Here is a 25,684-nt window from a genome sequence, read left to right on the forward strand (position 1 = left end):
CGGGGTTGAAACGGACACGATAAGCCCGACTTCCCCGAGATCAACACCAGCGCGCACTCGCACCGCCGTCCCCTCGTTGATCTCGGGAAAAGCGCCCCTAAAAGCGGCCCGGTAGGGGCGATTTCCCCGAGATCAACGCGGAGGGGGGCGTCCCGACGGCGCATACCGGGCATTGCGGACCGTGGGTGGGGGTGCCAGGCATCCTGCGTCGTGGAATCGACGCTTTAATGCAGATCAGGTGTCGATTTCACCACGCAGGACGCCCCCGGGCCGCCCGAGATGCCCGGAAGGGGCACCGGCCCTTGTCGTCCTTGCCCCCTCAGTGATCCAGGTCGGACGGGATCAGGCTGTACAGGGCCAGGCCCGTCCGGCCCTCGTGCAAGGGCATGGCGTTGCGTTCGATGCCCTCGAACTCGAAACCCGCCTTCTCCGCCACGCGCCTCGACGCCCGGTTCCCTGTGGCGGCCTTCAGCTCCACGCGCTCGAACCCCTGGTCGAGGATGGCCCATCGCGTCACCGCGACCACGGACTCGGTCGCGAACCCCCGGCCCCGTGCCCAGGGGGCGAACCAGTAGCCGACCTCGGTGGTCCCGGCCTTCCACAGGGTGCGCAGCAGGCCGACCGCCCCCGCGAACTTGCCGGTCGCGGAGTCGCAGGCCGCCCACTGCTGGCCGTCGCCCGACGCCCGCAGGCCCGGGGCGGTGACGGTGCACCAACGCTCGGCCTCCTCGCGGGTGTAGGGGCGGCCCGGCTCCGGCATCGGCAGCCACTTCTGGGTGGACGGCGCGGACGCGGCTTCCAGCACCCCGTCCACGTCGGCCTCGGTGAAGGCGCGAAGGACCAGGTGGTCCGTCTCCAGGACCACCATGGGCATCCGCTGGGTCGTGCCGCCAACGCTCACGGGCGTCCCCTTCCGTCCGCGTCGCCGTGCCTCCGGTCCCCGCTGTACGCGCGCACCGCGTCCAGGAAGCGCGCGGCGATCCGCGGCGCACCGGCCCAGTGCAGGTGGAGGTAGGACGCGCACATCGTCGCACCGCCGAACCCCTCGGGGCCATCGGAATTCCACTGCCAGGCCGGATCCGGCCCGTGGGCGGGTTCGATCGCGGTCCGGTGGAACTCGTGCCCCCGCACCCGGGTGCCCGCGGCCGCCAGTACCGAATCGCCCACCGCCACCGCCTCCCGGTAGCCCAGGGTCAGCCGCCCGGTCATCCGCGCCTTGGCGGGCAGCACCCCGCACATGGGCGCCCCGTCCAGGCTCTCGGCCAGGTACAGCAGACCCGCGCACTCGGCCGCCAGCGGCCCTCCGGCGGCGGCGAAGGCGGCGACGCGCCCGCGCAGCGGCGCGTTGGCCGACAGCCGCTCGGCGTGCATCTCGGGGAAGCCGCCGCCGATGACCAGGCCCTCGGTGCCCTCCGGCAGCGCCTCGTCGTGCAGCGGGTCGACGGTGCGCACCTCGGCGCCGGCCGCCCGCAGCAGCTCGGTGTTCTCGGTGTAGGCGAAGGTGAACGCCTCACCGCCCGCCACCGCCACCACCGGAGCCGGTCCGGCTCCGGTCGCGGGGAGCGCGTCCAGCCCGGCCAGCTCCTCCTCCGGGCTCCACGCGGGCCCGTCGAGCGGCCCGGCCGTGCGGGCGAGCGCGGCGACGGCGTCCAGGTCGCAGGACTCGGCCACCAGGTGCCCCAGCGCGCGCACCGCCTCGTGGGCCTCGTCGGCCCGCTCGGCCGCGGGGATCAGCCCCAGGTGCCGCGCGGGCGTCTCCACCGACTCGTGCCGGCGCAGCGCCCCGAGCACCGGGACGCCGACGTCCTCCATGGCCTCACGCAGCAGCTCCTCATGCCGGTCCGACCCGACCCGGTTGAGGATGACGCCGCCGATCCGCACCCGCGTGTCGTAGGTGCAGAACCCGTGCACCAGCGCCGCCACCGACCTCGACGCGCGCGCGGCGTCCACCACGAGCACCACCGGGGCGCCCAGCAGCGCGGCCACGTGCGCGGTGGAGGCGGCGTCGCCGGGACCGGAGTGGTGCCGGGGCCGCGACGCCCCGTCGAACAGCCCCATCACCCCCTCCACCACGGCGATGTCGGCGCCTTCGGCCCCGTGCAGGAACAGCGGCGCGACCCGCTCCTCCCCGCACAGCACCGGGTCGAGGTTGCGCGGCGGCCGCCCCGTCGCCAGCGCGTGGTACCCGGGGTCGATGTAGTCCGGCCCCACCTTGTGCCCGGAGACCCGGTCCCCCCTGGCGGCGAACGCCGCCATCAGCCCCGTGGCCACCGTGGTCTTCCCGCTCCCCGACGCGGGGGCCGCGACCACCACACGCGGTACCGCCACCCGGCGCCTCCCTCCTGCTCGCTCCGGCCGCTCGGACGCCGCCCGGCACCCGGCCCGGCGGCGACCGCCAAGCGTACGCGCAGGGCGGCCGACGGCGCGCGGAGGCCGCACCGATACGCTGTCCTGCGGTCCGGCCCGCCTCCCAGGGCGCGGCCGGACGGGAACGAGCGGGCGGCGGCGCATGCCGGACCCCCGCTGCGGAACATGACGGAGTACGCCGGACAACGCCGGAAGCACGCGACAAGGCGGTGGAATGGGAGCGAGCAGGACGCTCGTCGGGGTCGGGGTCGGACCCGGCGACCCCGAGCAGGTGACGGTCAAGGCCGTGCGGCGCATGCGCGAGGCCGACGTCGTCCTGGTGCCGGTGATGGCGCTGGACGAGCCCGGCAGGGCCGAGGCGACGGTGCGCGCGCACGTGCCCGGCGACCGCATCGAGCGGGTGGTGTTCGCCCTCAACGACCGCGGCGGCCGCAGCGAGCGCCGGGTGCGCGCCTGGGACGAGGCCGCCCGCACCGTCCTCGCGCACTTCGAGCGCGGCGCCGCCACGGTCGCCTTCGCCACCATCGGCGACCCGAACATCTACTCCACCTTCACCTACCTGGCGCAGACGGTGCGCGAGGGCGACCCCGGGGCGCGCATCGAGACGCTGCCGGGCATCACCGCCATGCAGGACCTGGCCGCCCGGTCGGGCAGGGTGCTGGTGGAGGGCACCGAGCCGCTCACCCTGATGCCGGTCGTCGGCGGGGTGGACCGGCTGCGGGAGGCCCTGGACGGGGAGGCCACGGTGGTGGCCTACAAGTTCGGCCGGTTCGCCGCCGACACCGTCGAGGCGCTGCGCGGTTCGGGGCGCGACGGCGACGCCGTGTACGGTTCCCGGCTGGGACTGCCCGACGAGGAGGTGGCGCCGGTCGGCGACCTCGGGGACGGGGTGCGCGACCTGCCGTACCTGTCGACCCTGATCGCCCCGGCGCGGCGCAACGGACGCGGAGGCAAGCTGTGATGGAGGACCCGGCGCGCACCGCCGGAACGGGCACGGACACCGGCGGCGCCGAGGGGGCGGCGGAGGCGCCGGCGCGCGGCAAGGTCACCTTCGTGGGGGCCGGGCCGGGCGCCGCCGACCTGCTGACGATCCGCGCGGCCCGGGCCATCGCCGAGGCCGACATCGTCATCTGGGCCGCCAGCCTGGTGCACGAGGACGTGCTGGAGCACGCCCGTGGGGACGCGGAGGTCGTCGACTCGGCGAAGGTGCCCATGGAGGGCGTCATGCCCTACTACGAGCGGGCGGCGAGCGAGGGGCTGCGGGTCGCCCGCATCCACTCCGGCGACCCGTCGCTGTGGGGCGCGGTCCAGGAGCAGTTCGACCAGTGCGAGCGCATGGGCCTGGACACCGAGATCATCCCGGGCGTGCCCGCGTTCGCGGCCGTCGCCGCCATCGCCGGGCGCGAGCTGACCATCCCCGAGGTCGCCCAGTCCGTGGTCCTCACCCGCCTGGGCGGGGGCAAGACCCCCATGCCCGAGGGGGAGGAGGTGCGCGAGTTCGCCCGGCACGGCACCACCATGGCGCTGTTCCTGTCGGCGGCGCGCTCCGGGCAGCTCCAGGCCGAGCTGCTGGAGGGCGGCTACCCCGAGGACACCCCCTGCGTGGTGGCCTACCAGGCGACCTGGCCGGACGAGCTGGTCGTGCGCTGCACGCTGGGCGAGCTGGAGGCCACGGTCAAGGAGCACCGGCTGTGGAAGCACACGCTGGTGCTGGTCGGACCGGCGCTGACCGCGGGCGGCACCCGCTCGCACCTGTACCACCCGGGCCACTTCCACGGGTACCGGCGCGCCGACCGCGAGGCCCGCCGCGTGCTGCGCGCGTCGCGGGCCGGGGCGTGACCGCCGGAGGGGCCGTGGTCTTCGGTAGGGGCGACAGCGCGCAGGGGCGGCCGCACGCCGGCCGCCCCGTGTCCGGCCGTGGAGGAGGGCGCCTGTGAGCGGCGGCCGACGGGAGGGCCCGCGCGGCGACGGGCGGGACGCGGCGGGGCCGGACGCCCCTGCTGCGGGTGCCCCGGCGTCGGGCGCTCCTGCTCCTGACGCGCCTGCTCCTGACCCCTCAGGCCCAGACGCCTCCGCTTCCCCTCCCGCCCCGGCCCCCTCCACACCGGAGCTGCGCGAGCCCGACCTGCCGCGGACCGCGAAGGTCCGGCAGAAGGCGCTGCGCACCGGGTGGACCACCGGTGCGTGCGCCTCGGCCGCCGCGAAGGCGGCCGCGCAGGCGCTGGCCACCGGGCGGCCGGTCGAGGTCGTGGAGATCGGGCTGCCATCGGGCCGCAGGGTCACCTTCGCCACCGAGCGCTGTGAGCTGCTGTCGGCCGACCGCGCCGAGGCGGTCGTCGTGAAGGACGCCGGGGACGACCCGGACGTGACGCACGGGGCGCACATCACCGCGACGGTGACGCGGGCGCCCGGCTGCGGGCTGCACCTGGACGGCGGCGTGGGCGTGGGTGTGGTCACCCGCCCCGGCCTGGGGCTGGACCCCGGTGAGGCCGCGATCAACCCGGTGCCCCGGCAGATGATCGGCGAGGCGGTACGCGAGGCCGCCGACGCCGACGGCCAGGCCCTGACCGTGGTGATCAGCGTGCCCGAGGGCGAGCGGATGGCGCGCAAGACGACCAACGCCAAGCTGGGGATCATCGGCGGCATCTCGATCCTGGGCACGACGGGCATCGTGCGGCCGTTCTCCACCGCGTCCTGGCGGGCGAGCGTGGAGCAGGCGGTGTCGGTGATGGCGGCGCAGGGCGAGGACACCCTGGTGCTGTGCACCGGCGGGCGCACCGAGAAGGGCGCCATGGCGCTGCTGCCGCACCTGCCCGAGGTGTGCTTCGTGGAGGTCGGCGACTTCACCGGGGCCGCACTGCGGCGGGCGGTGGAGTACGGCCTGTCGAAGGTGGTCTTCGTGGGGATGGCGGGCAAGCTGACGAAGCTGGCCGCCGGGGTGCTGATGACGCACTACACCCGGTCGAAGGTGTCGACGGAGCTGCTGGGCGGCATCACCCGCGAGGTCGGCGGGGGAGAGGAGCTGGCCGCCCGGGTGGACGAGGCCAACACCGGCCGCCACGCCTACGAGCTGTGGGAGGAGGCGGGCCTGCTGCGCACGGCCGGGGACGTGCTGTGCCGCCGCGTGGCCGACGTGCTGACCCGGTTCACGGAAGGGGCGATGGAGGCCGAGGTGGCGATGGTGGACTTCACCGGCAAGCGCGTGATGGCCGCCTGGCCGCAGGACCTGGGGGAACGGTGACCGCGGCGGGGAAGGCCCGGTTCGGTGCCGCCCACCGTCGCGGCACATCCGAGCGGCGCGCTCCCGGCAAGGCGGATCACCCACGCCGGTCCGTTCCCGGGGTGCGATGGGTCGTTCCCGGGAGACGACAGACCGTTCCCGGGGGACGCCGGTTCGTGCCCGGGGACGTCCATGGGGGCCACGGACGCACGGCGGTCGCCGCGTGCAGCCGCAGGCGGTCGGCGCAGGCTGCCTTCGGCCCGGTCGCCGACCGGGCGGCGCGTCCTGCGGTTCGCGCGGGTCGCGTGACGTCCTTCGGGGCGTCCCGCACGGCGCACCGCGCGTGTTCCCGTCCGACCGTGAGCGGGGCGGGCGCCTCATGACGGACTCCGCCTCCGCCGCTCCTCGGGTCACCGTCGTCGGGATGGACGGGCGCCGCCTGTCCGACGACTCCCGGTGGGCCCTCGGCGAATGCCGGATCATCGCCGGGGCCGCGCGCCACCTCGACGCCGTCGCCGACCTCGTCGCACCCGGCGCCGAACTCCTCACCCTCGGCGGGCTCGCCCCCGCACTCGACCGGATCGCCGCCGCCACGGCGCCCGCCGCCGTCCTCGCCTCCGGGGACCCCGGGTTCTTCGGGATCGTCCGCGCCCTGCGCGAGCGCGGCCTGGACCCGGACGTCCACCCGGCCGTGTCCTCCGTCGCCGCCGCGTTCGCCCGCGTCGGTCTGCCCTGGGACGACGCCGTCGTCCTCTCCGCCCACGGCCGCGCCGCGTCCGGCCGCTCGGTCCGCCGCGCCCTCGCCGCCGCGCTCGCCCACCCCAAGGCCGCCGTGCTCACCGCCCCGGGGACGGCGGGCCCCGAGGCCTTCGTCGGCCCCCTGCTCCGGGCCGGGCGCACCGTCCACGTCGCCCAGCGGCTGGCCGCCCCCGACGAGTCCGTCGTCGAGGCGGGGCCGGCCGACGCCGACCGCACCGACTGGGCCCACCCCAACGTGGTGCTGGCCGTCGACCCGGACCGGGCGGTCGCCCCCGCGATGGCGTGGATGCCCGGCCACCAGGGCGCCCCCGACGGGTGGGCCCTGCCCGAGGACGCCTTCGAGCACCGCGCCTCCATGGTCACCAAGCCCGAGGTGCGCGCCTTCGCCCTGGCCCGCCTCGCCCCCCGCCCCGGCACCGTGGTGTGGGACGTGGGCGCGTGTAGCGGGTCGGTCGCCGTCGAGTGCGCCCGCTTCGGCGCGCACGCGATCGCCTTCGAGCAGAACGCCGAGGACTGCGCGCGCATCCGCGCCAACGCCCTGGCCCACGGGGTGCACGTGGACGTGCGGGAGGGACGCCTCCCCGAGGCGTTTCCGGAGCCGGATACGCCCGGCGCCACCGGCATCACCGGTACCACCGGCGCGGGCGGTGCCCTCGCCCCCGACGCCGTCTTCCTCGGCGGCGGGGACGACCGGGTCGCGGCCGAGGCCGTGCACCGCTTCCGCCCGGAGCGCGTGGTGGTGGCGCTCGCTTCGGTCGACCGGGTCGCCGGCGTGCACGCCCTGCTCACCGGCGCCGGATACCGCGTCGAAGGCACGCAGCTCCAGGCGTCCCGCCTGGCGCCGCTGCCGAACGGGTCGCTCAGGCTGGCCGCCGCCAACCCGGTGACTCTGGTGTGCGGCACCGCCGCCCCGGGCGGCACCTGATTCCGCCCCACCTCGGCCCTGCCCCCGCCCCCTGACCTGACCCGACCCGTTACCCCGACCCCCTCCGGAAAGGTGGACATGAGCGACATCGGCGTCATCGCCGTCACCGCGCGCGGCCGGTCGGCCGCCGAGCGCCTCGCGCAGGCCTGGCCCGACCAGGTGCGCATCGTCGAGGCCGACCGCCCCGCCGACGCCCTGCGCACCGCGTTCGCCGAGTGCGGGGCGGTGGTGAGCATGCTCGCCGTCGGGGCGACGGTGCGGGTGCTGGCCCCGCTGCTCGGCGGGAAGACCACCGACCCGGCCGTGGTCTGCGTGGACGAGGGCCTGGAGCACGCGGTCGCCGTCCTCGGCGGCCACTACGGCGCCAACGCCCTGGCGAGCCGGGTGTCGTCGGTGCTGGGCACCCGCCCCGTCGTGACCACCGCCAGCGACGCGGTGTCGGCGACCCCGCTCGACTCCTACGGCGCCGACCTGGGGCTGAGGATCGAGGACCGGGGCCCACTGGCCTCGATCGGGGCGGCGGTGCTCTCCGGCGACCCGGTGCGGCTGGAGGGCGCGGAGGGCCTGCCGCTGCCGCCCCTGCCCGAGAACGTGTCCAGCGAGGTTCCGTCGTCGCGGGCGGTGGCGCTGATCCGCATCACCGACCGGCTCGACGTGTGCGAGGAGTGCGCGTCCTACGGGCTGCCCACGCTCACCTACCGGCCGCCGTCCCTGGTGGTGGGGGTCGGCTCGGCGCGCGGCGTCTCCGCTGAGGAGGTCGGCGAGCTGATCGACCGGACCCTGGGGGAGAACCTGCTGTCCCCACAGTCGGTGCGGGCGGTGGCCACGGTCGACCTGAAGGCCGACGAGGAGGGCATCCTGCACGCCGCCCGCGAGCGCGGCTGGGAGGTGCTCACCTTCCCCGCCGACGAGCTGGCCGCGGTGGACGTGCCCAACCCGAGCGAGACCGTGCGGGCCGAGGTCGGCACGCCCAGTGTGGCCGAGGCGGCGGCGCTGCACGCGGCGGGAGCGGTCGGGAACGCGCCGGAGCTGGTGGCGCCCAAGGCCAAGACGGCCAACGCCACGGCGGCGGTGGCCCGGGCGGCGTTCCGCGGGCGCCTCGCCGTGGTCGGGCTCGGCCCGGGGGCGCGTGACCTTGTTGCCCCGCGCGCGGCCGCCGAGCTGCGCCGGGCGTCGGTGGTCGTCGGCCTGGACCAGTACTTGGACCAGGTGCGGGACCTGCTGCGGCCGGGCACCCGCGTGCTCTCCAGCGGGCTGGGCCAGGAGGAGGAGCGCGCGCGTACGGCGGTGCGGGAGGCGCAGGCGGGTGCGGCGGTTGCGCTGATCGGGTCGGGCGACGCCGGGGTGTACGCGATGGCGAGCCCGGCGCTGGACTTCGCCGGTGCCGACATCGAGGTGGTCGGGGTACCGGGCATCACGGCCGCGGTGGCGGCGTCGAACCTGCTCGGGGCGCCGCTGGGGCACGACCACGCCTACATCTCCCTGTCCGACCTGCACACCCCGTGGGAGGCGATCGAGCGCCGGGTGCGCGCCGCCGCGGAGGGCGACTTCAGCGTGTGCTTCTACAACCCGAAGTCGAAGAAGCGGGACTGGCAGCTTCCCAGGGCGCTGGAGATCCTCGCCGAGCACCGGCCGGAGGACACGCCGGTCGGATACGTGCACAACGCGACCCGGGAGACCGAGCGGACGGTGCTGACGACGCTGCGCGCCATGCTCGACGGGGAGGTCGAGCAGGTGGACATGTTCACGGTGGTGCTCGTCGGCAGCTCGGCGTCGAAGAACGTGGCCGGCCGCTTCGTCACCCCGCGCGGCTACACCTGGAAGGTGGGCCCGGAGGAGGAACAGGCGCCAGAGGCGTAGGGGCCGTCGGCGATGATCTCGACGGAAGTGCTGTCATTCCGGCGGTTTTGACAGCACCTTTGTCGAGATCATCGCCCGGTGGCCGTTCACCGCAGCAGGGCGGCCAGCTCCTCCGGGGTCGACGGAGGCTCCTCGCCCTCCGCCAGCAGTCCCGCCTTGCGCAGCGTCCGCTCCACCGCCGGACCCCACGCCGGGCGCAGCCGGGCCGCCGACAGCAGGTCCCGGTCGGCCAGCACCCGCCGGGCCGCCCCCTCGGCCAGCAGGCCGTGGTCGATCAGCGCCACCCGCTCCGCCCACCGGTAGGCCAGGTCCACGTCGTGCGTCGAGACCACCAGCGTCGCACCGCCCGCGCGCAGCCCGTCCAAGGTCTCCAGCATCGCCTCGACCCCCATCGGGTCCAGCCCCGCCGTCGGCTCGTCCAGCACCAGCACCGACGGGCGCATCGCCAGCGCCCCCGCCAGCGCGACGCGCTTGCGCTGGCCGTAGGAGAGCAGGTGCACCGGCCGGTCCGCCAGCCCCTCCAGGCCGAGCGCCGCCAGCGCGCCGTCGACCCGCTCGGCCGCCTCCCGCCGGTCCAGCCCCTGGTTCACCGGGCCGAACGACACGTCCTGCCGCACGCTCGCCGAGAACAGCTGGTCATCGGGGTCCTGGAAGACCAGCTGCACCCGGCGGCGCAGGTCGGCGGCGCCGCGGCGGCCCGGCCGCACCGGCTCGCCGTCGACCAGCACCCGCCCCCGCTTGGGGGCCAGGCTGCCCGCCAGCAGCCGCAGCAGCGTCGTCTTCCCGCCGCCGTTGGGGCCGAGCACCGCGAGCACGCCCCCGGTGGGAACCTCCAGCTCCAGCCCCCGGAAGACCGGCGGCGCGTCGGCGTATCCGAACTCCAGGTCGCGCACGGCCAGTACCGGGGCCGTGCCGGTGGCGGTGGCGGGGGTCATGTCCACGCTCCAAGGGTCAGGGCCGCCGCGGCGACCAGGACGGCCGGTACGGCGGCCGCGGCCAGCGCCGACGCGCGCAGCGGGATGTCGTCGACCAGCACTGTCAGCGCGCCGGTGTAGCCCCGGCACTCCAGCCCGCGCTGCAGCCGGGCGGCCCGGTCGTAGGACCGCACGAACAGCGCCGCGCCCAGGGCCCCCAGCGACCGCACCCGGTTGCGGCGGTTCGCGTACCCCAGTCGCCCCGCCTGCGCGGCGCCGACCCTCCGGGCCGTGTCCAGGGCCACGAACAGCATGCGGTAGATCAGCGCCACCACCTCGACTAGCGCCGGGGGCAGGCCGGCGCGGGAGAGGCGGGGCAGCAGGTCGGCCAGCGGGGTCGTGAACGCGAAGAGGAGCTGGCACACGACCGCCGCCGAGGCGCGCCCGGTGAGCTCGGCCGCGCGCGCCGCCCCCTGCGGGTCCCAGGCTATGGGCCCGTCGGGGCCGCCGACCGACACCAGCAGCGCCGCCGCGCCCGTGGCGATGAACGCCAGTGGGCCCAGGCCGGTGCGCAGCAGCTTCCGGGGCGGCACACGGGCCGGGCCGAGGCCGAAGGCCAGCGCGACCGCGCCGGCCAGCGCCGCCCCCGGCCAGGCGGGCAGGGCCAGGGCGCACACCAGCAGGCCTCCGAAGAGCACGCCTTTGACGGCCGGGTGGACGGTGCGCCAGGGGCTGCGGTAGGCCTCCGCGTCGATGGTGAGCACCGCGCCCCCTCGCCGGTCAGGAGGCGGTGCCCGCGGTGGGCCCGTTCTCGTCGGGGGAAGGGGACGCGGCGGCCGCGGTCGCCGCCTCGGCGCGCAGCCTGCGCCGGGTGCGCAGCACGCCGAGGGTGTAGCCGATGACCCCGGCGCCCACGGCCGCCTGCAGGGCGAACAGGCCCGACTCGACCTCCGCCGACGGGGCCTCGTACAGCGGGGAGAACCACGGCTCGTACGACGGCGCGATCTCCTCCACCGTCTCTTCCGCCTGCGCGTCCGCCCCGGAGAAGGGCTCCTCCAGGTGCGCCCCGGCGCCGATCAGAAGGGGCAGGGCCGCGATCGCCGCGGCCGCCGCCAGCAGGGCCCATGTGGCCCAGGCGCGCGGTCGGCCGCCCCCGGACTCGGTCCCGTGGGCCGCGCCTTTCGCCTTGTCGCCGCTGGTCGTGCTCATGCCTTCGCCTCCCCGTCGGAGGTCGGCTCGGAGGTCGGTCCGGAGGTCGGCTCGTGGGGGCCGGCGGTCTCGTCCGAGGCGTCGGCCCCGGGGCCGTCGACGGCTCCGGCGGCCGTGCCGCCGCGCAGCACGCCCAGCCGGAGCAGCTGCTCGCGCCCCACCGTCGACAGCAGGCGCACGATCACCACCGTGACCAGGCCCTCCACCACCGACAGCGGGATCTGGGTGATCGAGAAGACCGTCGCGAACTTGACGAACGCCCCGGCCACGCCGCCCGCCGCGTCGGGGAAGGCGAGCGCCAGCTGCAGGCTGGTGACGGTGTAGGTGCTCAGGCTCGCCGCGAACGCGGCCGCGAACACGCCCGCCCCCAGCGAGGTCTGCTCCGGCAGGCGGGACGCCAGCGCCCGCACCGACCGGTAGGCCGCGTAGCCGACCCACGGCCCGACCACCGCCATCGAGAACACGTTGGCCCCGAGCGTGGTCAGCCCGCCGTGCGCCAGCAGCAGCGCCTGGAACAGCAGCGTGACCGTGCCCAGCGCCGCCATCACCGGTGGCCGGAACAGCACCGCGCCCAGGCCGACGCCGGTCGGGTGGGAGGAGCTGCCGGTCACCGAGGGGATCTTCAGCGCCGAGAGCACGAAGCAGAACGCCCCCGAGGCCCCCAGCAGGAGTTTGGCCTCGGGATCGGCGCGCACGGCCCGGGTGAGGGAGTGCACTCCGTGGACGACGAAGGGGGCGGCGGCCGCGGTCCAGGCGGCCGCCTGCGCCGGTGGTAAGAACCCTTCGGCGATATGCATGTCGAGAAGACCCGCTTCCAGCACCTCGTGGACGGACGTCGCGTGCCGTGGCCGGTCTCCTGGCTCCCGGGTCGTCACCGCCCGACCGGCCTTCCCGCGGCGCCTCCGGAGGGTCCGGAGCCGCCCCAGTGGCCTGCGCCGCCGTCCGCACGCGGCGGGTCGGCGGGGCCGGGGGCTACCCGTTCACAGTGGCGAGGGCCGCGCCGGATTTCCACCGGACTTCCCGAACACCACGGCCCCTCGACCGTACGGCCATCGCACATGGTTCGCAATAGCGGCCCAGGTGCCGGGGGACTCACCGGGCGTCCGGACGCCGCCGCCGAAACCGTCGGCGACCTGCGGCGATGCGGATCCGCCCGGGTGCCGGTCCGGGTGCCCGCGCCCCGTTCGCACCCCGGCACCGGGGCGCCCGCCCGGCGTCCGGGGCACCCGGGTGGCGCCGGGGCGGGCCCCGTGTACTCTGTCCCACCGCGGCCCGAGAACGACACGACGCGAGGGGGACGGCCCGTGCACGAGGGCACCGGCGCCGCCGCCCCCGTGGCCGTGACCTGGGACTGCACGGGCTGCGGTGCGTGCCTGCTGACCTGCCCCGAGCACGCGATCCGCCCGCACGGGCGGCCCCTGGACATCCTCGCCGAACGGTGCACGGGCTGCCTGGAGTGCATCGAGGTGTGCCCGGCCGACGCCGTCGTCGAGACCGGGGCGGCCCACGTCACGACCGAACCGACCCCGCGCAACCGCGGCCCACGACGGGAGGAGAGCAGGTGACCAGGACGAGCAGGACCGTCCATCCGATCGAGGAGGAGTCCTACCGCATCCTGCGCTCCCGCATCGACCTGGGGCACCTGCCCCGGATGGCCCGCGCCGTCGCCGAACGCGTGATCCACGCCAGCGCCGACCTGGAGTACGCGGACGACCTGTCGATGGACGCCCCCGCGCTGGACCGCGCGGCCGCCGCCCTGGCCGGCGGCGCCCCGGTGGTGGCCGACGTGGCCATGGTGGCCTCGGGCATCACGGCGCGCGAGTGCGTGTGCCGGATCGCCGACCCCGGGGCCGCCCGCCTGGCCCGCGCGGAGGGGCTGACCCGGTCGGCCGCCGCCGTTCGGCTCGCGTTCGAGCAGGTGGGACCGGGTGCGGTGTGGGTGGTGGGGTGCGCCCCCACGGCCCTGGAGGAGGTGATCGCGCTGGGCGCCCGCGGGCTGGACCCGGCGCTGGTCATCGGCCTGCCGGTGGGGTTCGTCGGCGCCGCCGAGTCCAAGGCGGCGCTGCGCGCCAGCGGTCTTCCGCAGGTCAGCAACGTGTCGGAGAAGGGCGGCTCGGCGGTCGCCGCCGCCGCGCTGAACGCGCTGCTGTACGAGGCGAACGAGGAGGGCGGCCCGGCGTGAGATCCGCGCGGGCCGCGAGTGGAGCTTGGAGAGGACAGGGATGAAACCCCCGCTGCTGTTGGCCGGCCACGGCACCCGCGACGACAAGGGCGTCGCCGAGTTCACGGCGTTCGTGGAGCGTCTGGGCCGCCGCTTCGACGACCGCGAGGTCGCGGGCGGGTTCATCGAGCTCTCCCCGCCCCCGCTCACCGACGCGGTCGGCGAGCTGTACGCCAAGGGGCACCGCAGGGTGGTGGCGGTCCCGATGATGCTGGTGGCCGCCGGGCACGCCAAGGGCGACATCCCCGGCGCGCTGGCGCGGGAGAAGGAGCGCCACGACGGGCTGGAGTACGTGTACGGGCGCCCCCTGGGTCCGCACAGCACGATGCTGCGGCTGCTCGGCGAGCGCCTGGACGACGTGCAGGGCGACGGCGGCGCCGACGGTGACACGGCGGTGCTGCTGGTGGGGCGCGGTTCCACCGACCCGGACGCCAACTCCGAGGTGGCCAAGGTGGCGCGGCTGCTCCAGGAGGGGCAGGCCAAGGCGCGCGGCGTGGCCTTCGTGGAGCCGGCGTTCATCTCGCTGGCCTGGCCGAGCGTGCCCGAGGGGCTGGACCGCATCCGCCGCCTGGGGGCCAAGCGGGTCGTGGTGCTGCCGTACTTCCTGTTCTCGGGCGTGCTGCCGGACCGCGTGGTCGACCAGTCGATGGAGTACGCCAACGAGCACCCGGAGCTGGACGTGCGCTGCGCGCCGGTCATCGGCGACTGCGACGGCCTGGCCGACATGATCGCCGAGCGGTACGACGAGGCCCTGCAGGGCGACATCCGGATGAACTGCGACACCTGCGTCTACCGCATCGCGATGCCGGGCTTCGAGGACAAGGTGGGTGCGCCGCAGGTGCCGCACCACCACCCGGACGACCCGTCGCACGGCCACGGCCACGGCCACGGCCATGGGCACGGCCACGGCCACGGTCACTGACCGACCGCTCGATCGGCGGACGGCCCTCCCCCGGAACGAGCCGCGCCCTCATCCCCTCGGGGCGCGGCTCGTGATCGGGTGGTGGAACTGCCACGTGGAAATGCCGCACCGTTGCCCCGGACCGCAGGGGCCCGCCGGCTGGTGCACGACCGGACACTTCGGGCGTGAAGTCGGGGCTCCGGTGATCCTGCGTCGTGGGATCGACGCTTCGGGGCTGATCGGGTGTCGGTTCCACCACTCAGGATGGCTCCGGTCTGCCCGTGGCGCCCGGATGGCGGGTCTTGGTGGAGCCGCCACCGCCCCGGCGCCCGGTTCCCGGGGGTGGAGCCGCCCCAAGTGGCGATCCGGGCGGGGTGAATGGGCGCGAGCCAGGCACCCTGGCCCGGATCCCGTTCTGGTGTGGCAGTGTTCGTCGCTTCGGGGACCGCAGGGGCGGCTCCGGAGCCGCCCGGGCTCCGGTATAGGGTCGCGTGATGTCCGGAACACCCCGGTTCCGCCCGGGGTGAGCGCGAGCAGGGGAATGAGGTGAACACCCCCGGTGGCGGTGGACGCCCGGCGGGACGACGAGGTCGATCTGCGGCACCACGGTGACGCCGAGACCGGCCCCGGCCTCGCCGACTTCGCGGTCAACGTGCGGGGCGACGCCCCGCCCGCCTGGCTGGCCGAGCGCATCGCGGCCTCCCTCACCGGCCTGGCCGCCTACCCCGACCCCGCCCCCGCGCGCGAGGCGGTCGCCCGGCGGCACCGCCGCGACCCCTCCGAGGTGCTGCTCACCGCGGGCGCCGCCGAGGCCTTCGTGCTGCTGGCCCGCGCCCTGGAGCCCCGCCGCGCCGCCGTGGTCCACCCCCAGTTCACCGAGCCCGAGGCCGCCCTGCGCGCCGCCGGGCACCCCGTCGACCGGGTCGTCCTCGACCCCGGCTCCGGCTTCGCCCTCGACCCCGCGCTCGTCCCCGACGACGCCGACCTGGTGGTCCTGGGCAACCCCACCAACCCCACCTCGCTGCTGCACCCCGCGGACACCGTCGCCGCCCTCGCCCGGCCCGGCCGCGTGCTCGTCGTCGACGAGGCCTTCGCCGACTGCGTCCCCGGCGAGCCCGAGTCCCTGGCCGCCCGCCGCGACCTGCCCGGCCTGGTGGTGGTGCGCAGCCTGACCAAGACCTGGGCGCTGGCCGGGCTCCGCGCCGGGTACCTGCTGGCCGACCCGGACACCGTGCGGCTGCTGGCCGCGGCCCAGCCGCTGTGGTCGGTCTCCACGCCCGCGCTGGCCGCCACCGAGGCCTGCTGCTCGCCCCGGGCCCTCGCCGAGGCCGACGCCTGGGCCCACACCCTGGCCGACCACCGCGCCGTCCTCGCCGACGCGCTCACCGAGGCGGGGCTGCGGGTGCTGCCCGGCGCCGCCGCCTCCTTCCTGCTGGCCCGCGCCGACGACGGCGCGGGGCTGCGCGAGCGGCTGCGCGGGCGCGGGATCGCCGTGCGCCGCTGCGACACCTTCCCCGGCCTGGACGCCGACTGGCTGCGCATCGCCGTTCGGGAACCGCGGAGGTCTCTCCCGATGGCCCGGATTCTGGCAGAGTTGCTCTGAGCCGAATGAGGACATTGGTCGCGGAGTGTCCGGAACGGCGGAGGCGCGTCGCCGTCCCGGGACCGCACCGCGGACGGGGGACACGAGGGGGACATGTGCACAGCGACCCGGGCCGTGCGGCCGCGCGCCGACCGGCCCTGTGCCGACCGGCCCCGCGCCGGGGCACCGAACACCGCCTTCACCGACACCGGCCCTGCGGAGGAACGCCATGACCGGTAACGACGACCGCTCCCCGGCCCAGAGGGGAGCCGAGGACGAGGCCGCCGGCACCGGCGGCGGGCTGCTGGACGACCTGCCCGAGGCGGGCCGCGGGGCCGCGGCCCGGGCGCCGTCCGCCCCCGGGCCGGCACCGAGGCGGGAACGGGCGAACCCGTTCCACACGCCCTCGCCGCCGCCCCGCACCGAGCAGGCGGCCAAGCCCAACGTCATCCCGTTCCGCGGCGCGCCCCCGGCGCCCGCGCGGCCGGACCCCGAGCCCCAGGCGCCGGACCCCGCGCCCCAGGCCCCGGCGCCCGAGCCCGCCCGGCCGGCCGGGGAGCCCGACCCGGCCCCGGCCCCCGAGCCGGAGCCCGAGCCGAGGGCGGCGGCCCCCGAGCCCGCGGCCGCACCGCCCGCCCCGGCGTGCGGTGCCCCCGCCGCGGAAAAGCCTGACCAGCACGAGGACACCACCCGAGAGAGCACGGCGAACACCGACGTGAACGCACACGCATACGCGGTCCCCCAGCGCGAACCCTCCGACGGTGCCCCGCGCGGCGCCGAGCGGTCGGCCGCCGCTCCGGGACCCGCCCTCGCACCCACCGCCGACCCGGTCCCCGCCCCCGAGCCGGCGGCCCCGGAACCGGCGGCCCCCGCCCCCGAGCCCACCGCCGCGCGGACGGCGCCCGACGAGAACGCCTACACCGCCGCCGAGCGCGACGCGGTCTACCGGGTCATCGCCGAGCGCCGCGACGTGCGCACCGGCTTCCGCCCCGACCCCGTGCCCGACGAGGTGCTCACGCGCGTGCTCTCCGCCGCGCACCAGGCCCCCTCCGTCGGCTTCTCCCAGCCCTGGGACTTCGTCCTGGTCCAGGACGAGGACGTGCGCACGCGCGTGCAGGAGCTGGTGCAGCAGCAGCGCGCCGAGTACGCCCGCGCGCTGCCCGGCGCCCGGGCGCGCGCGTTCTCCGGGCTCAAGGTCGAGGCCATCCTGGACACCCCGGTCAACGTGGTCGTCACCGTCGACCCGACCCGCGGCGGCCGCCACACCCTGGGCCGCCACGCCCAGCCGCAGACCGCCTCCTACTCCACCGCCCTGGCCGTGGAGAACCTGTGGCTGGCGGCCCGCGCCGAGGGCCTGGGCGTGGGCTGGGTGAGCTTCTTCCACGAGCGCGACCTGGCCTCCATGCTCGACCTGCCGCCGCACCTGGAGGTCGTGGCCTACCTGTGCCTCGGCTACGTCGACGACTTCCCGACCGAGCCCGAGCTGGCCCTGGGCGGATGGGCCAAGCGCCGCCCGCTGTCCTGGGCCGTCCACCGCGAGCAGTACGGGCGCAGGGGGCTGCCGGGGGAGAAGGCCACGAGCCTGCTGGACGAGACCATCGCCACCATCGGGCCGCCGGACACGCGCGCCGCCGCCGAGGCCGCGGACCGGCAGCGCCGCATGACCAAGCCCGAGGGCGCGCTCGGCGTGTTGGAGGAGGTGTCGGTCCGCCTGTCCGGGCTGGCGGGGGAGTGCCCGCCGCCGATGCCCGAGCCCGCGGCCGTGGCGATCTTCGCGGGCGACCACGGCGTGCACGCCCAGGGGGTGACCGCCTGGCCCCAGGAGGTCACCGCGCAGATGGTGCACAACTTCCTGGACGGCGGCGCGGTCGCCAACGCCTTCGCGGCCCAGGCGGGCGCCGAGGTGACGGTGGTGGACGTGGGCGTGGTCGGCGACCTGCCGACCGTGCCCGGCCTGCTGCCGCGCAAGGTCGCCCGCGGCACCGCGGACATGACCCAGGCCCCGGCCATGACCCGCGTGCAGGCCGAGTACGCGATCGAGGCGGGCATCGAGGTGGCGCGCGACCTGGCCACGGCCGGGAACCGCTGCCTGCTCACCGGCGACATGGGCATCGCGAACACCACCGCCTCGGCGGCGCTGGTCGCCGCCTTCACCGGCGCCGACCCGGCGGAGGTCACCGGGCGCGGCACCGGCATCGACGAGGCGATGCACGAGCGCAAGGTCAAGGCGGTCAAGCGCGCGCTGGACCTGCACCGGGTGGACCCGTCCGACCCGGTGGGCGTGCTGGCGGCCGTCGGCGGCCTGGAGCACGCGGCGCTGGCCGGGTTCATCCTGGGCGCGGCGGCGCTGCGGGTGCCGGTGCTGCTCGACGGCGTCATCGCGGGTGCGGCGTCGCTGGTCGCGACGGCGCTGGCCCCGGACGCGGCGGGGGCCTGCTTCGCCGGGCACCGGTCGGCCGAGCCGGGGCACGCGGCGGTGCTGGAGCACACCGGCCTGCGCCCGCTGATCGACCTCGACCTGCGCCTGGGGGAGGGGTCGGGGGCCCTGCTGGCCCTGCCGCTGCTGCAGGCGTCCGTGCGGGCCCTGCGCGACGTCGCCACCTTCGAGGACGCCGGAGTGACCGAGCGCTGAGGCGGACCGGTCGGCCGCACGGCCGAGCGGCGCGCACCGTGCCCCGCAGCCCGAGGAGGGCGGCGGGGCACGGCGCTCTTCCGAGCCCGGGCCCCGCTGCGCCGACATGGCGAAGGCGGCGTAGTAGGGGCGACGGCCGCTCGCTGATCGAAAAGCCTCTCCAGCGGACACCACCCGCCGGGGGCTCCGTTGCCGCCGTCGGGGGGTGTGGGTGCGGCCGAACCCCGCAGGCCCGGTCGCGGGGATGCCGCACGGTGCGGGCGAGGAAGAAGGGGGCTCCGGCCGGGCGTCGTCGACGGGGCGTGCCCGCCTCCGGAGGACAGGCGGTCCACCGGCGCGGCGCCGTGCCCGGCCGGTCGGACGGAGGCGGTGCCGGTCCGGCCGGGGCCCTCCTCCCCGGGCGTGGCAGCCCGTCCGTGACCGGATCGGACCGTCGGCGTGCCCTGCCCTTTTCCTGGGGGACCTAAGCTTCTTCGGTGTGATGTGCCCCGCCGGTAAGGAGCGTGCCTGAGAGGTGTATATACAGTGAGGCAGGGCATGGGACGCGTCGAATCGGTGGGAAACGTGAACCCGAGGCCGGTTTGACACGGTATTTTCGGGACACTGACGCAGGGTGCCGTCCGGTGAGCGCCACCTCGGCCGCCACCGCCGGCGCGCCGTGCGCCCGACCGTCGCGGCAGGGCGTCCGCCCGCCGCGGTCACGCGACGACGGATCTGGAGGGCTTCCTCGGTGACGTATCTGCTCGGTTTGCGCATGGAAGGGCGGACGGCGCTGGTCGTCGGCGGCGGGCGGGTCGCCCAGCGCCGCGTCCCGGTGCTGCTGGAGGCCGGCGCCGACGTGGTGCTCGTGGCCCCCGAGGCCACCGCGACCCTCGAAGGGCTCGCCTCGGCCGGCCGCATCACCTGGCACCGGCGCGCCTACCGGGAGGGCGACGTCACCGACCCCGCCAACGGCGACGTCCGGCTCGTGCACGCCGCCACCGACAGCCCCGAGACCAACGCCGCCGTCGCCGACGAAGCCGACCGGGCCCGGCTGTGGTGCGTGCGCGCCGACGACCGGCACGCCTCCTCCGCCTGGACCCCCGCCAGCGGTTCGGCCGCCGGGGCCACGGTCGGCGTCGTCGCCGACGGCGACCCCCGCCGCGCCGCCGGGCTGCGCGACGCCGTCGTCGAGGGCCTGGGCGACGGCAGCCTGGACGCCCGCCGCGGCCGCTCCCCGCTGCGCGGGGTGGCGCTGGTCGGCGGCGGCCCCGGCGACCCCGGGCTGATCACCGTCCGCGGCCGCCAGCTCCTCTCCCAGGCCGACGTGGTCGTGGTCGACCGGCTGGCCCCCATGTCCCTGCTCGACCGGCTCCCCTCCGACGTCGAGATCGTCGACGCCGCCAAGATCCCCTACGGCCGCTCCATGACCCAGGAGGACATCAACCGCCTGCTGGTCGAGCGGGCCAAGGAGGGGCGCTTCGTCGTCCGCCTCAAGGGCGGCGACCCGTTCGTCTTCGGCCGCGGCGGCGAGGAGGCGGCCGCCTGCGCCGCCGCCGGGGTCCCGTTCACCGTGGTGCCCGGCGTGACCAGCGCCCTCGCCGCGCCCGCCAGCGTCGGCGTCCCGCCCACCCACCGCGGTGTCTCCCAGGAGGTGCACGTCGTCTCCGCGCACGTGGCGCCGGACGACGAGCGCTCCACCGTCGACTGGGAGGCCCTGGCGCGCTCCAACGGCACCATCGTCGTCCTCATGGGCGTCGAGCGCGCGGAGGCCGTCGCCCAGGCGCTGATCCGCCACGGCCGCGCCCCCTCCACGCCGGTCGCCGCCGTGCAGGACGCCACCCTGCCCACCCAGAGGACCACCGCCGCCACCCTGGAGACCGCCGGGGCCGTGCTCCGCGAGGCCGGGGTGCGCCCGCCCGCGGTGCTCGTCATCGGCGAAGTGGTCGACGCGGCCCGGGAACTTGACATACTGCACTGGGGGGCGGGGGAACCCGCGGGGCGCGCGGGATCGGACCCCGGCGCGGGCGGCCCCCGGTGACGACCACGGGATCTGGGCCCGGCGGCCCGGAGCCCCCGACCTTGACCGACGAAGAGAAGGGCGGAAGCGCGATGTCTCGGCCGCCTGCAGTTCCGGACGTGGCCGGCGCCGGGGACGGCGACGCCGGGCCGGAGTCCGGAGCCGCCCCGGCCGCGCCTGCGGGCGCGCCCGCGACCGGCACGGCCGACGGACGGAACGGCGGTGCCGCGGGACGGGCCAAGCACCGCGGGCGGTCGACGGGGGACACCCGCTTCGAGGGGGTGCTGGAGAACCTGCGCACCCGCATCCGCGGCCTGGAGTTCGCCGAGGACCTGCCCGGCGCGGCCGAGGGCGCGGCGGCCCGCGCCGACGTGCTGCACCAGCTGGAGGACTTCGTGCTGCCGCGGGTGCGGCGCCCGGACACCCCGCTGCTGGTGGCGGTGGCCGGGTCCACCGGAGCGGGCAAGTCCACCCTGGTGAACAGCCTGGTGGGGGAGCAGGTCACCACCACGGGGGTGCGGCGCCCCACCACCAACAGCCCGGTGCTGGCCTGCCACCCCGACGACGTCGACTGGTTCAGCGAGGCCTCCTTCCTGCCGACCCTGCCCCGGGTGCGCCAGCAGGGCCTGGCCATGCCCGGCAAGGACGGCATGCTGGTGCTGGCCGCCAGCGAGTCCATGCCCAAGGGCGTGGCGCTGCTGGACACCCCCGACGTCGACTCGGCGGTGGCCGCCCACCACGAGTTCGCCGCCAAGTTCCTCGACGCCGCCGACCTGTGGGTGTTCGTCACCACCAGCCGCCGCTACGCCGACGCGCGGGTGTGGGAGTTCCTGCAGGTGGCCCGGGACCGCGACACCTCCATGGCGGTCGTGCTCTCCCGGGTGCCGGCGCGCGGGCGCCAGCAGCTCCTGGACCACTTCGGCGCCATGCTGGAGGCCAACGGCCTGGGCGGGGCGTCGCGGTTCACCATCCCCGAGACCGACCAGATCGCGGGCGAGCGCTTCACCTCCAACGTCGCCGACCCCATCCGGTTCTACCTGGCGGACGTGGCCGGGGACCTCGTGCAGCGCGCGCGGGTGTCGCGGCGCACCTTCATCGGGGTGATCGACAGCTTCCGGGAACGGGTTCCCGAGCTGGCCCGGCAGGTCGAGGTGCAGGTGGAGGTCGCCCAGCGCCTGGAGGCGTCGGTGCGGTCGGCCTACGGCGACGCGGCCGACGAGATCTCCGAGGCACTGGAGGACGGGTCGCTGCTGCGCGGCAACCTGCTGGCGCGCTGGCACGACATCGCGGCCAGCGGCGAGCTGATGCGCACGCTCCGGCTGCGCGGCAAGCGCAAGGCCAAGGCGGCCGAGGCCGCCGCGCCGCGCATCGAGGCCCTGCAGGAGGCGGTCCGGGGCGGCCTGGAGGCCCTGGTGGTCGCCGCCGCCCAGCGCGCGGCCGACCGGGTCGTGGAGTCCTGGGAGCAGGTGCCGGGCGGGGCGCGGCTGGCCGAGGCCTACGCGGGCGAGGGGGCGGACGGCTTCCCGGCGCGCGTGCGCACCGCCGTGGCCGAGTGGCAGGACACCGTCGCCTCGATGATCACCGCCGACGGGGCGACCAAGCGCAGCGTCGCCAAGCTCGTCACCTTCGACAAGGAGGCGTTCACCCTCGTGCTGATCATCGAGCTGCTGGGCTTCCCGCGGCTCGACGACGCCCGGCGCGGTTCGGGGCCCACACCCCAGCGGCTGCTGAAAGGGCTGTTCGGAGCGGAATCGCTGCGTAGCATAGGTGCAGCGGCCCGCGACGACCTGCGGGGGCGGATCGGTGCGCTGCTCAGCGCCGAGAAGGGGCGGTTCACCGACGCGCTCGCGGCGGCCGGGCTGCCCGGCGAGGACGACGCCGTCCAGCTCTATCAAGCCACGTACAACCTTGAGATTGCGCGATGACCACTCACCGGAACCCCGCCCAGGCGGACGAGGAGCCGCAGGCGCCCGCGGACCGCGAGCGCCCCTCCGGCGCGGGCGAATGGTCCGGGTACGTCGTACCGGGCGGCGGGACCGACGCCGGCTGGCTGCACTCGGGCCCGACCCGCTCGGCGCCGCCGGAAGGCGACGCATGGCCGCCGTCGCGGCCGGACACCGGGCCGCAGAGCGCCTACCCGTCGCTGCGCCGCGCCGTCGACGAGCGGTCCGGTGACGAGGGCGCCGACCGGGCGGCGGAAGCGGATGGGCCCGAGGGGCCCGACACCGCCGCTGCGGGGGGCGGGGAGCGCGGCGAGCCCGGCGAACACGAGGAGCATGGGGAGCACGGCGAGCGCGAGGGCGATTCGGGTTCGTACCCCTCGCTGCGCCGCGCCGTGGACCGGTTCGGCGAGGACGACGAGCGGGACGGGGCCGAGGAGGGCGACTGGCCCGGCATGGGTGCCTCCGGCGCCGGTGACGGCACCGAGGCCGTGCGGCACGTGCCGCGGGCCCCACAGGCCGACCGGGCCGCCGCGGGGCGCGCAGCGCATGCCGGGGGCGCGCGGGAGCGGGACGAGTCCTCGGACGCGGCCGCACGCGCGGACCGCGCAGAGCGCGACGACCGCCCCGAAGACGTCGACGCCCCCGGCGGCGATGCGGCGGTGCGCGAGCGCGATGACGACGGTGCCGAGCGGCGGGACCGCCCCTCCCGGGGGCGGCACGCGGCGCCGCGCCGCAAGCGGCCGGATGCCGAGGAGGCCCAGTCGGCGGCAGCGCCGGACGGGGCGGCGGACGGACCTGTGACCGGTGCCGACCGGACCGACCGGGCCGACACCGAGCGCGGCGGTGCCCCTGGCGACGGGGACATGGACGACCCCGACGGCCTCGCCGGCTGGGTGGGGAGCCTGGCCGAGGCGGTCGACTCCGACGCGGACACGCGCATCGCCGGGCGGCGGCCGACCGGGGCGTTCCCCGCCGTCGACCCCGTGACGGGTCGGCCCAAGGCCGGAAAGAGGGCCGCCGAGGCCGACGCGGCGAAGGACGAGCCGGAGGGCGATGAGCCCACCGGGTCCTCGCCCGGCGCGGACGCCCCCGAAGAAGGCGCCCGCACCACGGCGGACGAGTCCGATTCCGTCGCCTCCCCGGCTGACGACGGCGCCTCGGACCTCACTGCCTCGGACCACACCGCTTCGGACCACTCCGCCGAGGGCGACGGGGCCGCCGACACCGTCGTCGCCCCGGCGGCGGCCGGAACCGACGACGAGGCGGAACACGACGCCGGTGCGGCCGCGCCCGCTCCCGTGTCGGCGTTCACCGACGATGACGACGACTATGTGCCCACCACGCGTGAGTACTGGGAGCCCATGCCGGAGACCACGCGCGAGCAGCTCATCGAGCGGCTCGACGGGCTGGCCTCCGTCCTGGAGATCGGCGGTACGGACCTGGGGGCGGAGGAGGCCGCCCGCGCCCGCCACCTGCTGAACCACGCGGGCGCGCGGCTGCGGCTGTCGGCCGCGCACACCGTGGTGGCGCTGGCCGGGGGGACCGGCAGCGGCAAGTCGTCGCTGTTCAACGCCCTGTGTGGGCTGGAGTTCTCGCGGGTGGGCATCACCCGCCCCACCACCTCCACCGCGCACGCCTGTGTGTGGGGCACCGAGGGGGCTGACGATCTGCTGGGCTGGCTCGGGGTGCCGCCGCGGCAGCGCCACTCGCGCACCAGCGAGCTGGACCGGGACCACTCGGAGCTGTCCGGGCTCATCCTGATGGACCTGCCCGACCACGACTCGGTGCGGGCGATGCACACCGCCGAGGCCGACCGCCTGATCGGCGCGGCCGACCTGCTGGTGTGGGTGCTGGACCCGCAGAAGTACGCCGATGCGGCCGTGCACCACCGGTACCTGGCGGAGATGTCCGGGTACGGGGCGGTGACCGTGGCCGTGCTGAACCAGGTCGACCGGGTGGAGCCGGACGAGCTGGAGGAGCTGCTGACCGACCTGCGGAGGCTGCTGGAGACGGAGTCGGGGGTGCACCCGCGGGTGCTGACCACCTCGACCCTCACCGGCCACGGCATCCGCGAGCTGCGGGACCTGCTGACCGACACGGTGGTCGAGCGGCGGGCGCTGATCGACCGGCTGGTGGCCGACCTGGACGGTGTGGCCCAGCGGTTCGAGCACTACCGCGGGCCGGAGGGGCCCACACCGGAGGGCGTCCCCGACGCGGACCGGTCGCGCCTGGTCGCGCGGCTGATGGAGGCGTGCGGCGTGGCGGCGCTGGCCGACTCGGTGGAGACCGCGTACGAGCTGCGCGGGGCGCGCAGGGTCGGCTGGCCGGTCACCCGGTGGCTGGGGCGGCTGCGCCGCGACCCGGTGCGGCTGGCGCGGATGGAGTTCCTGCGGGAGAACGAGGGACAGGCGTCGACCCGCCCGGTGGAGGCGCAGGAGGCCGAGCTGGAGCAGGCGGCCGTGGACACCGCGGAGGCGGTGGGCAAGGAGCTGCCGTCGCCGTGGCCCAAGCGGCTGCGCGCGGCGGCCCGCGGCGGGGTCGCGGGCCTGGCCGGCCGGCTGAGCTCGGCGGTGGGGGCGTCCCTGCCGGAGAGCGACGACGGCCCGGGCTGGTGGTCGGCGGTGCGTGCGCTGCAGTACGCGCTGATCGCGGTGGCCGGGGTCGGGCTGGTCTGGGCGGGGACCGTGCTGGCGAGCTGGCTGGGCGGCGGGCTGACCGGTATGGCGGTCCTGGACAGGCCGGTGTTCGGCGGCCTTGCGGCGGCGGTCGCGGTGGCGGCGCTGGCCGTCGGCTGGCTGACCGGTGTGGGCTGCAGGAACCTGGTGGGCGTCGCGGCGTCCAAGCGCCGCGAGTCGGTGGAGGAACAGGCCGAGGAGGCCATCGCCGCCGCGGCGACGGAGGAGGTCGTCTCCCCGATCGAACAGGAACTGGCCGAGTACCGCCGATTCACGGAGTCGCTGGAGGCGGCCCTGGCGTCCAAGTCCGACTAGGCCCCGGGCCCGGCCGGGTCCCCCGCTCACGGGCCCCGGCCGGGTGGCGGGTCGTCGGGGTGCGGCGTGGAGGGCGGCGACGAGGTCAGGTCGGCGGCCCTCGCGGTAGCGCTGTCGGCCGCGGCGCGTGTGCGTGGTCGGCGTGGTTGGCAGCGACGGAGC

At 76.5% G+C, this 25,684-nt stretch carries 19 protein-coding genes and 1 riboswitch; of the genes, 13 read left to right on the forward strand and 6 right to left on the reverse strand.

The genetic code is table 11. The annotated features are described in order from the left end of the window. Positions 1-319 precede the first annotated feature (319 nt). Together O4J56_RS25690 and O4J56_RS25695 are read right to left on the reverse strand one after the other, a co-directional pair. Positions 320-901: a GNAT family N-acetyltransferase gene (locus O4J56_RS25690; protein WP_270689316.1), complete on the reverse strand. Its 582-nt coding sequence runs from the start codon at positions 899-901 to the stop codon at positions 320-322. Further along, positions 898-2,313, reverse strand: a complete 1,416-nt coding sequence (locus O4J56_RS25695; RefSeq protein ID WP_270689344.1) for a cobyrinate a,c-diamide synthase — start codon at positions 2,311-2,313, stop codon at positions 898-900. Before O4J56_RS25695 ends, O4J56_RS25690 begins: the two co-directional genes overlap by 4 nt. A gap of 268 nt (positions 2,314-2,581) precedes the next feature. Between O4J56_RS25695 and cobI the strand changes: the two genes are divergently transcribed. The 5 genes from cobI (at position 2,582) to cobJ (ending at position 9,131) form a co-directional block, all read left to right on the forward strand. Further along, the gene (gene cobI, locus O4J56_RS25700; RefSeq protein WP_270689318.1) at positions 2,582-3,328 is read left to right on the forward strand and encodes a precorrin-2 C(20)-methyltransferase; all 747 of its coding nucleotides are present in this window, start codon (positions 2,582-2,584) and stop codon (positions 3,326-3,328) included. Further along, positions 3,328-4,206 (forward strand): precorrin-4 C(11)-methyltransferase, encoded by an 879-nt coding sequence (gene cobM, locus O4J56_RS25705; RefSeq protein ID WP_270689319.1) that lies wholly within the window; start codon positions 3,328-3,330, stop codon positions 4,204-4,206. The genes cobI and cobM overlap by 1 nt, the downstream gene beginning before the upstream one ends. Before the next feature lie 94 nt (positions 4,207-4,300). Continuing rightward, complete coding sequence (locus O4J56_RS25710) at positions 4,301-5,608, forward strand: cobalt-precorrin-5B (C(1))-methyltransferase (RefSeq protein WP_270689321.1); 1,308 nt, start codon at positions 4,301-4,303, stop codon at positions 5,606-5,608. Between the two features lie 358 nt (positions 5,609-5,966). Then, positions 5,967-7,271, forward strand: a complete 1,305-nt coding sequence (gene cbiE / locus O4J56_RS25715; RefSeq protein WP_270689323.1) for a precorrin-6y C5,15-methyltransferase (decarboxylating) subunit CbiE — start codon at positions 5,967-5,969, stop codon at positions 7,269-7,271. Between the two features lie 78 nt (positions 7,272-7,349). Continuing rightward, positions 7,350-9,131 (forward strand): precorrin-3B C(17)-methyltransferase, encoded by a 1,782-nt coding sequence (gene cobJ / locus O4J56_RS25720; protein WP_270689324.1) that lies wholly within the window; start codon positions 7,350-7,352, stop codon positions 9,129-9,131. Between the two features lie 86 nt (positions 9,132-9,217). Here the strand turns inward: cobJ and O4J56_RS25725 are convergent, their stop codons facing one another. From O4J56_RS25725 to O4J56_RS25740, 4 genes are read right to left on the reverse strand one after another with little or no spacing between them, the layout of a single operon-like run. Beyond that, complete coding sequence (locus O4J56_RS25725; protein ID WP_270689345.1) at positions 9,218-10,066, reverse strand: energy-coupling factor ABC transporter ATP-binding protein; 849 nt, start codon at positions 10,064-10,066, stop codon at positions 9,218-9,220. Then, positions 10,063-10,809 (reverse strand): cobalt ECF transporter T component CbiQ, encoded by a 747-nt coding sequence (cbiQ, locus tag O4J56_RS25730; RefSeq protein WP_270689326.1) that lies wholly within the window; start codon positions 10,807-10,809, stop codon positions 10,063-10,065. Before cbiQ ends, O4J56_RS25725 begins: the two co-directional genes overlap by 4 nt. A gap of 16 nt (positions 10,810-10,825) precedes the next feature. Then, the gene (locus O4J56_RS25735) at positions 10,826-11,254 is read right to left on the reverse strand and encodes an energy-coupling factor ABC transporter substrate-binding protein (protein WP_270689328.1); all 429 of its coding nucleotides are present in this window, start codon (positions 11,252-11,254) and stop codon (positions 10,826-10,828) included. Next, on the reverse strand, positions 11,251-12,051 hold the full coding sequence (locus tag O4J56_RS25740; RefSeq protein ID WP_270689330.1) for an energy-coupling factor ABC transporter permease: 801 nt from the start codon (positions 12,049-12,051) through the stop codon (positions 11,251-11,253). Before O4J56_RS25740 ends, O4J56_RS25735 begins: the two co-directional genes overlap by 4 nt. A 32-nt stretch (positions 12,052-12,083) precedes the next feature. Further along, positions 12,084-12,323: riboswitch (cobalamin riboswitch) on the reverse strand. A gap of 235 nt (positions 12,324-12,558) precedes the next feature. Here O4J56_RS25740 and O4J56_RS25745 point away from each other — a divergent pair. The 8 genes from O4J56_RS25745 to O4J56_RS25780 all read left to right on the forward strand — a co-directional run bounded on the left by O4J56_RS25745 (position 12,559) and on the right by O4J56_RS25780 (position 25,522). Continuing rightward, entirely contained in the window at positions 12,559-12,819 is a 261-nt protein-coding gene (locus O4J56_RS25745; RefSeq protein WP_270689332.1) for a 4Fe-4S dicluster domain-containing protein, read from the forward strand. Further along, on the forward strand, positions 12,816-13,436 hold the full coding sequence (locus O4J56_RS25750; RefSeq protein WP_270689334.1) for a precorrin-8X methylmutase: 621 nt from the start codon (positions 12,816-12,818) through the stop codon (positions 13,434-13,436). The genes O4J56_RS25745 and O4J56_RS25750 overlap by 4 nt, the downstream gene beginning before the upstream one ends. Before the next feature lie 40 nt (positions 13,437-13,476). Then, positions 13,477-14,397, forward strand: coding sequence for a sirohydrochlorin chelatase (locus tag O4J56_RS25755; RefSeq protein WP_270689336.1), 921 nt, complete (start codon positions 13,477-13,479; stop codon positions 14,395-14,397). Between the two features lie 538 nt (positions 14,398-14,935). Further along, positions 14,936-15,979, forward strand: coding sequence for an Rv2231c family pyridoxal phosphate-dependent protein CobC (gene cobC, locus O4J56_RS25760; RefSeq protein ID WP_270689338.1), 1,044 nt, complete (start codon positions 14,936-14,938; stop codon positions 15,977-15,979). 208 nt (positions 15,980-16,187) lie between these two features. Further along, positions 16,188-18,590 carry a nicotinate-nucleotide--dimethylbenzimidazole phosphoribosyltransferase gene (gene cobT / locus O4J56_RS25765; RefSeq protein WP_270689340.1) on the forward strand — a complete coding sequence of 801 codons (2,403 nt, stop codon included), beginning with the start codon at positions 16,188-16,190 and terminating at the stop codon, positions 18,588-18,590. Positions 18,591-19,344: 754 nt separating this feature from the next. Next, positions 19,345-20,610, forward strand: a complete 1,266-nt coding sequence (cobA, locus tag O4J56_RS25770; RefSeq protein ID WP_270689342.1) for a uroporphyrinogen-III C-methyltransferase — start codon at positions 19,345-19,347, stop codon at positions 20,608-20,610. A 71-nt stretch (positions 20,611-20,681) separates the two neighbouring features. Then, positions 20,682-22,514 carry a dynamin family protein gene (locus O4J56_RS25775; protein ID WP_270689346.1) on the forward strand — a complete coding sequence of 611 codons (1,833 nt, stop codon included), beginning with the start codon at positions 20,682-20,684 and terminating at the stop codon, positions 22,512-22,514. After that, a complete protein-coding gene (locus O4J56_RS25780; RefSeq protein ID WP_270689343.1) occupies positions 22,511-25,522 on the forward strand; it encodes a GTPase in 3,012 nt (1,003 codons plus the stop codon). Before O4J56_RS25775 ends, O4J56_RS25780 begins: the two co-directional genes overlap by 4 nt. Positions 25,523-25,684: the final 162 nt, after the last annotated feature.

This window comes from Nocardiopsis endophytica (genome assembly GCF_027706725.1).
Taxonomy (GTDB): domain Bacteria; phylum Actinomycetota; class Actinomycetes; order Streptosporangiales; family Streptosporangiaceae; genus Nocardiopsis_A; species Nocardiopsis_A endophytica.

Coding starts and splice junctions, on each gene's coding strand:
- cobI (WP_270689318.1), top strand. CDS start 2,582: ATGGGAGCGAGCAGGACGCTCGTCGGGGTCGGGGTCGGACCCGGCGAC.
- cobM (WP_270689319.1), top strand. CDS start 3,328: ATGGAGGACCCGGCGCGCACCGCCGGAACGGGCACGGACACCGGCGGC.
- cbiE (WP_270689323.1), top strand. CDS start 5,967: ATGACGGACTCCGCCTCCGCCGCTCCTCGGGTCACCGTCGTCGGGATG.
- cobJ (WP_270689324.1), top strand. CDS start 7,350: ATGAGCGACATCGGCGTCATCGCCGTCACCGCGCGCGGCCGGTCGGCC.
- O4J56_RS25725 (WP_270689345.1), bottom strand. CDS start 10,066: ATGACCCCCGCCACCGCCACCGGCACGGCCCCGGTACTGGCCGTGCGC.
- O4J56_RS25735 (WP_270689328.1), bottom strand. CDS start 11,254: ATGAGCACGACCAGCGGCGACAAGGCGAAAGGCGCGGCCCACGGGACC.
- O4J56_RS25740 (WP_270689330.1), bottom strand. CDS start 12,051: ATGCATATCGCCGAAGGGTTCTTACCACCGGCGCAGGCGGCCGCCTGG.
- O4J56_RS25755 (WP_270689336.1), top strand. CDS start 13,477: ATGAAACCCCCGCTGCTGTTGGCCGGCCACGGCACCCGCGACGACAAG.
- cobT (WP_270689340.1), top strand. CDS start 16,188: ATGACCGGTAACGACGACCGCTCCCCGGCCCAGAGGGGAGCCGAGGAC.
- cobA (WP_270689342.1), top strand. CDS start 19,345: ATGGAAGGGCGGACGGCGCTGGTCGTCGGCGGCGGGCGGGTCGCCCAG.
- O4J56_RS25775 (WP_270689346.1), top strand. CDS start 20,682: ATGTCTCGGCCGCCTGCAGTTCCGGACGTGGCCGGCGCCGGGGACGGC.
- O4J56_RS25780 (WP_270689343.1), top strand. CDS start 22,511: ATGACCACTCACCGGAACCCCGCCCAGGCGGACGAGGAGCCGCAGGCG.